At 44.9% G+C, this 6467-nt stretch carries 5 protein-coding genes and 2 rRNA genes (1 of these 7 running past the window's edge); 2 read left to right on the top strand and 5 right to left on the bottom strand.

Going from position 1 to position 6467, the window contains the following annotated elements; translation table 11 throughout:
* A 23S ribosomal RNA gene (locus tag MHH79_RS00945) occupies nucleotides 1–434 on the bottom strand (it extends 2494 nt beyond the left edge of the window).
* Between the two features lie 170 nt (nucleotides 435–604).
* A 16S ribosomal RNA gene (locus MHH79_RS00940) occupies nucleotides 605–2154 on the bottom strand.
* The 16S and 23S rRNA genes sit together here, the layout of an rRNA operon.
* A 351-nt stretch (nucleotides 2155–2505) precedes the next feature.
* On the opposite strand from MHH79_RS00940, the gene pdaB reads away from it, so the two are divergent.
* Complete coding sequence (gene pdaB, locus MHH79_RS00935) at nucleotides 2506–3270, top strand: polysaccharide deacetylase family sporulation protein PdaB (protein ID WP_003235130.1); 765 nt, start codon at nucleotides 2506–2508, stop codon at nucleotides 3268–3270.
* Here pdaB and kbaA read toward each other — a convergent pair whose 3' ends face one another.
* Nucleotides 3271–3867: a KinB-signaling pathway activation protein gene (kbaA, locus tag MHH79_RS00930; RefSeq protein WP_004399693.1), complete on the bottom strand. Its 597-nt coding sequence runs from the start codon at nucleotides 3865–3867 to the stop codon at nucleotides 3271–3273. It lies immediately after the preceding gene.
* Between the two features lie 109 nt (nucleotides 3868–3976).
* Between kbaA and gerD the strand changes: the two genes are divergently transcribed.
* Nucleotides 3977–4534, top strand: coding sequence for a spore germination lipoprotein GerD (gene gerD, locus MHH79_RS00925; protein ID WP_003235126.1), 558 nt, complete (start codon nucleotides 3977–3979; stop codon nucleotides 4532–4534).
* Between the two features lie 35 nt (nucleotides 4535–4569).
* Here gerD and salA read toward each other — a convergent pair whose 3' ends face one another.
* On the bottom strand, nucleotides 4570–5628 hold the full coding sequence (gene salA, locus MHH79_RS00920) for an iron-sulfur carrier protein/transcriptional regulator SalA (protein ID WP_003235124.1): 1059 nt from the start codon (nucleotides 5626–5628) through the stop codon (nucleotides 4570–4572).
* A 95-nt stretch (nucleotides 5629–5723) separates the two neighbouring features.
* Nucleotides 5724–6437 (bottom strand): N-acetylmuramoyl-L-alanine amidase CwlD, encoded by a 714-nt coding sequence (cwlD, locus tag MHH79_RS00915; RefSeq protein WP_015382599.1) that lies wholly within the window; start codon nucleotides 6435–6437, stop codon nucleotides 5724–5726.
* Nucleotides 6438–6467: the final 30 nt, after the last annotated feature.

Here is a 6467-nt window from a genome sequence, read left to right as displayed (position 1 = left end):
ACGTGTTCCGCCGTACTCAGGATCCACTCAGGAGAGAACGAAGTTTTGACTACAGGGCTGTTACCTCCTATGGCGGGCCTTTCCAGACCTCTTCATCTACCTCGTTCTTTTGTAACTCCGTACAGAGTGTCCTACAACCCCAAGAGGCAAGCCTCTTGGTTTGGGCTAATCCCGTTTCGCTCGCCGCTACTCAGGGAATCGCATTTGCTTTCTCTTCCTCCGGGTACTTAGATGTTTCAGTTCCCCGGGTCTGCCTTCTCATATCCTATGAATTCAGATATGGATACCACTCCATTACGAGTGGTGGGTTTCCCCATTCGGAAATCTCCGGATCAAAGCTTGCTTACAGCTCCCCGAAGCATATCGGTGTTCGTCCCGTCCTTCATCGGCTCCTAGTGCCAAGGCATCCACCGTGCGCCCTTTCTAACTTAACCGTTAAAAAGAATCACTATGTGATATCTTGTATTACTAATTGAATGTGATGTCTACTGTTATCTAGTTTTCAAAGAACACGTTTCGAAGGAATGATCCTTCAAAACTAAACAAGACAGGGAACGTTCTGTTTATAAGACCCAAGGTCTTATATTCCGTATAATATCCTTAGAAAGGAGGTGATCCAGCCGCACCTTCCGATACGGCTACCTTGTTACGACTTCACCCCAATCATCTGTCCCACCTTCGGCGGCTGGCTCCTAAAAGGTTACCTCACCGACTTCGGGTGTTACAAACTCTCGTGGTGTGACGGGCGGTGTGTACAAGGCCCGGGAACGTATTCACCGCGGCATGCTGATCCGCGATTACTAGCGATTCCAGCTTCACGCAGTCGAGTTGCAGACTGCGATCCGAACTGAGAACAGATTTGTGGGATTGGCTTAACCTCGCGGTTTCGCTGCCCTTTGTTCTGTCCATTGTAGCACGTGTGTAGCCCAGGTCATAAGGGGCATGATGATTTGACGTCATCCCCACCTTCCTCCGGTTTGTCACCGGCAGTCACCTTAGAGTGCCCAACTGAATGCTGGCAACTAAGATCAAGGGTTGCGCTCGTTGCGGGACTTAACCCAACATCTCACGACACGAGCTGACGACAACCATGCACCACCTGTCACTCTGCCCCCGAAGGGGACGTCCTATCTCTAGGATTGTCAGAGGATGTCAAGACCTGGTAAGGTTCTTCGCGTTGCTTCGAATTAAACCACATGCTCCACCGCTTGTGCGGGCCCCCGTCAATTCCTTTGAGTTTCAGTCTTGCGACCGTACTCCCCAGGCGGAGTGCTTAATGCGTTAGCTGCAGCACTAAGGGGCGGAAACCCCCTAACACTTAGCACTCATCGTTTACGGCGTGGACTACCAGGGTATCTAATCCTGTTCGCTCCCCACGCTTTCGCTCCTCAGCGTCAGTTACAGACCAGAGAGTCGCCTTCGCCACTGGTGTTCCTCCACATCTCTACGCATTTCACCGCTACACGTGGAATTCCACTCTCCTCTTCTGCACTCAAGTTCCCCAGTTTCCAATGACCCTCCCCGGTTGAGCCGGGGGCTTTCACATCAGACTTAAGAAACCGCCTGCGAGCCCTTTACGCCCAATAATTCCGGACAACGCTTGCCACCTACGTATTACCGCGGCTGCTGGCACGTAGTTAGCCGTGGCTTTCTGGTTAGGTACCGTCAAGGTACCGCCCTATTCGAACGGTACTTGTTCTTCCCTAACAACAGAGCTTTACGATCCGAAAACCTTCATCACTCACGCGGCGTTGCTCCGTCAGACTTTCGTCCATTGCGGAAGATTCCCTACTGCTGCCTCCCGTAGGAGTCTGGGCCGTGTCTCAGTCCCAGTGTGGCCGATCACCCTCTCAGGTCGGCTACGCATCGTTGCCTTGGTGAGCCATTACCTCACCAACTAGCTAATGCGCCGCGGGTCCATCTGTAAGTGGTAGCCGAAGCCACCTTTTATGTTTGAACCATGCGGTTCAAACAACCATCCGGTATTAGCCCCGGTTTCCCGGAGTTATCCCAGTCTTACAGGCAGGTTACCCACGTGTTACTCACCCGTCCGCCGCTAACATCAGGGAGCAAGCTCCCATCTGTCCGCTCGACTTGCATGTATTAGGCACGCCGCCAGCGTTCGTCCTGAGCCAGGATCAAACTCTCCGATAAAGTAGTTTGACTGACTACGCACATCGCTGTGCGATTTTTAAAAACTGAATTAACAGGTACGTTTTGTCTTGTTTAGTTTTCAAAGATCATTACCGCCGCTTAACGAAGCAGCTTTATTACTATAACATTTAGCTTCTTTTAAGTCAACAACTTTTTTCAAAGTACTTAATGAAGCTTTTAGTTGATGTCAGCTGTTTATCAGCGACGAATAATAATATATCACGGATATTATCAAAAGGTCAACACCCAATTTAGGCTGTATGTGAAGAGACATTTTATCGGTTATATTCAATTGTCCATGCTCATAAGATGTAAAACAAGAATGATGGACAAGATAAGGAGGCATCATCAGTGAATCACTTCTATGTGTGGCACATTAAACGGGTAAAACAATTAATTATTATACTTATCGCCGCATTTGCAGCTGCCAGCTTTTTTTATATCCAAAGAGCTGTCCCGCTTCCCGTGTTTTCAACTGACACCGGACCTAAAGCCATTTATAAAGGAGAAACAGACTCTAAAGATATTTCACTTACTTTCGATATCAGCTGGGGTGATGAGAGAGCAGAACCGATACTTAATACTCTGAAAGCAAACGGGATTAAAAATGCAACGTTTTTTCTTTCCGCTTCTTGGGCAGAACGCCATCCCGACACAGTGGCCCGTATCGTAAAGGATGGACATCAAATTGGGAGCATGGGTTACGCTTATAAAAACTATGCCAATTTAGAGAGCAGCGAAATAAAAAAGGACATGAACCGGGCGCAAACAGCCTTTGAAAAGTTAGGGGTCAAAGACATACAGCTATTAAGACCCCCTACCGGCCAATTCAATAAGAATGTTCTAAAGGTCGCAAAGCAATACAATTATACAGTCGTTCATTACAGTGTGAACTCTCAAGACTGGACAAATCCCGGAGTTGAAAAAATCATCGACAATGTGACCAAGCAAGTTTCCGGTGGAGACATTATTCTTTTACATGCCTCCGATTCGGCAAAACAAACAGAAGAAGCATTGCCTGATATCATCCATCAGCTGAAAGAAAAAGGATTAAAAAATGTAACAGTGGGTGATCTCATCGCAAATTCTGACGCCAAATCCGCAGAGGTAAAGTAATTACTTTGCTGCAAACTTCGGCAGCATCAGCAATTGGAAGGCATTACATGCCATTAACGGAAAAAGCATTAAATAAAGCCAGTCCTCATCATTTACTCTTAATGCAGGGAACCATTCTAATGCGGTAATCACAACCATCAAAAACAACGATGACACAAATGTTTTCTTAGAGGACTGCTTTTGCTTTATATAAGCTGTAATCACTCCAAAGATCAATAAAAACACCGGTAACCACGCATAGCCAGCCAGCGATTCTCCGCTCTCTCCAAAAAATAAAAAACGCACGTACATTAAATCAAAAGCAACAAACAGGATGAAAAACAACTGCAGCAAATTCCACAAAGAGGAGGACCTTAATATCTCAAGCGCAAACCGATGAACTGTTAAAAACACGAAAAAACCCATTTGGCTGATCACACTGAAAATCATGCCTACACCGATAAACCAAAATAAAACAGAGAAAATCTGTCCCGCTTCAAATGTTAGAAACAGCCCTCTATATTCTCCCCACTTTAAAGCAAAACCCACAATACTCGTGATAAGCGCCCCGACAGCTAAAATAGAAAAGAAAAAACGAACTAAACCACGGCTTTTCATTTCTTTATTCATCCCCTCAAAAATCGCGAACAGCGATATTTTGTTATGTATAATTCCAAACAGATGAATCATATTAAAGGTAAGACAAGTATGTGAAAGGAGCTTAAGCATGTCAAAAGCCAAAACGCTATTGATGAGCTGTTTTTTGTTATTATCTGTAACAGCTTGCGCTCCAAAAGACCAAGCAGCGGATATGGACTATGATCAGACCAAAAAAATGGTTGTTGATATATTAAAAACTGATGATGGAAAGAAAGCTATTAAGGAATTATTAAATGATGATGCCATGAATGAAGCGCTGGTGATTGACCAAGATGCAATTAAAGGAACAATAGAAAAAACACTCACGTCTAAAAAAGGTGAAGAATTTTGGAAAAACATCTTTGAAGACACTGATTTTGCTGAGGGCTTTGCCAAAACTCTTCAGACAGAGCATGAAAAAGTGATTAAAAAGCTGATGAAGGATCCAGATTACCAGAAGATGCTGATGAGCGTTATGCAGGATCCCGGCATGGATAAAAAGTACAGCCAGCTGGCAAAAAGCCAAGAATTCCGCAGTTATTTAGAAGAGGTTATTAACGAAACACTTTCTAGTCCGCTTTACAAAAAGCAGTTCGAAGATGAGCTGAAAAAAGCAGCAAAAGACACAGCAAAAGAAAGTGAATAAAGGGAAAGCCGGGATCTGGAATCCCGGTTCACCTTTTATACCTGCACTGACATTTTTGCATCTATTTTTTTTGCGATGTCCTGATATATTTCTCCGATTGGATGATTTTCGTCATAAACAGACGGAGCAAATTGGTCCTTATCCCAATCTGGCTGTTTCAATGGGATTCTGCCGAGCAAAGGCACATTTAGTTCCTCAGCCAGTTTATCTCCTCCGCCTTTTCCAAAGACATATTCTCTTTCCCCTGTCTTTGCACTTTCATAATAAGCCATGTTCTCTATGACCCCCACGACCTCATGATCGGTTTTAATCGCCATAGAGCCCGCTCTGGCCGCGACAAAAGCAGCTGTCGGATGCGGCGTAGATACGATGATTTCTTTGCAGCTCGGAAGCATTGTATGTACATCGAGAGCAACGTCCCCTGTACCAGGCGGAAGATCAAGAACGATATAGTCTACTTCTCCCCACTCTACTTCGTGGAAAAAGTTATTCAGCATTTTGCCGAGCATTGGCCCTCTCCATACGACCGGGGCATTTTCTTCTACGAAAAAGCCCATTGACATGACCTTTACTCCAAAGCGTTCAACAGGAAGAAGTTTCTCTCCTTCAATTGTTGGACGCACAGTGATACCCATCATGTCCGGCACACTGAACCCATAAATATCCGCATCAATTAAACCAACCTTTTTCCCTAGACGAGCCAGAGAAATAGCTAGGTTTACTGACACAGTTGACTTGCCTACGCCGCCTTTTCCACTTGCTACGGCAAGAAAGACTGGCGGGTTATCCATATTTAATAATGTTTTTTTCTCAGCTGACGGCGCCCGGAATTTAGCAACCGTTTCTTCAGGCAGCTCTTCAAATCGAAGGCCGACTGTCTCAGCTCCTGCCCCTTTTAATACGTTTACGATCTCTTGCTGAATCTGCATTTGTTCTGCAGTTCCTGTTTTTGCAAGAGCGACTTTTACACTGATATGCCGTTTTTCAGGCTTTATTTTAATTTCCTTAACGGCATCCAATTCTCCCAGAGGTCTTTGAAGAAAAGGTTCGCGCATTTCTCCGACTAGTTTTCTTACTTCATCTTCTCTTATCATCGAACCTCACCCTTTTGTGTATTCGTTTACAATTATTATTATATCATACATAAATGGCGGGTGTCTTATGCTTAGAACCGCAAGAAAACCCTCCATTACTCCGGAGGGTCTCCTTTTTCTGTGAAATATCGCAAAATGCCTTTATATATGGAAGATGCCACCTTGTCTTGATATTTCGGTTTACCGAGCAACGTTGCTTCACTTGGATTGGATAAAAATCCGACTTCTATAAGCGCCCCCGGTTTGGTGACGTTTTGCATTAAGTAGATACCATGAATCCGCTTTGCTTTCCGGGTTGTGTTTTCCAGATTTCTTCTCAGCTCATCCTGAATGTATTTTGCGACTTTCTCATTTTCCGCATATTTCCCGTAATAAAAGCTTTGGGCTCCGCTCCATTTTTGTGACGGAATCGCATTAAGATGAATGCTGATATAGAGCTCGGCCTCTGAATGGTTTATTAATTTGACTCGTTGTCTTAGATCCTCAGCTTTTCGTCGACTATAGCCTTTTGTTCCTTCTGGAGCGAGATCAGTATCACTTTCTCTGGTCATGATAACAAGCGCTCCTTGTTCTTGAAGATAATCCCTGACTCTAAAAGCCACTTCCAGGGTAACGTCCTTCTCTAACAGCTTTCCGCCGACTGCTCCGCCGTCAGGCCCGCCATGACCTGGATCTAGATAAATGATTTTACCGCTCAAGGGCAGGCTCCACGGCTTCCAAGAGTCGTTATTGCTGAACTGATATTTGAACAGAAATAGTAATACGATGAAGCCTAGCAAAAAACCGAGCCATTTAAGCTTTTTCCTCATCCCTTCCCCTCCCGCTTGTCCGTTATTACA

The sequence above is a fragment of the Bacillus sp. FSL K6-0993 genome (assembly GCF_037977205.1).
GTDB classification, from domain to species: Bacteria; Bacillota; Bacilli; order Bacillales; family Bacillaceae; genus Bacillus; species Bacillus subtilis.
This window is presented reverse-complemented; position numbering and strand designations above follow the sequence as displayed.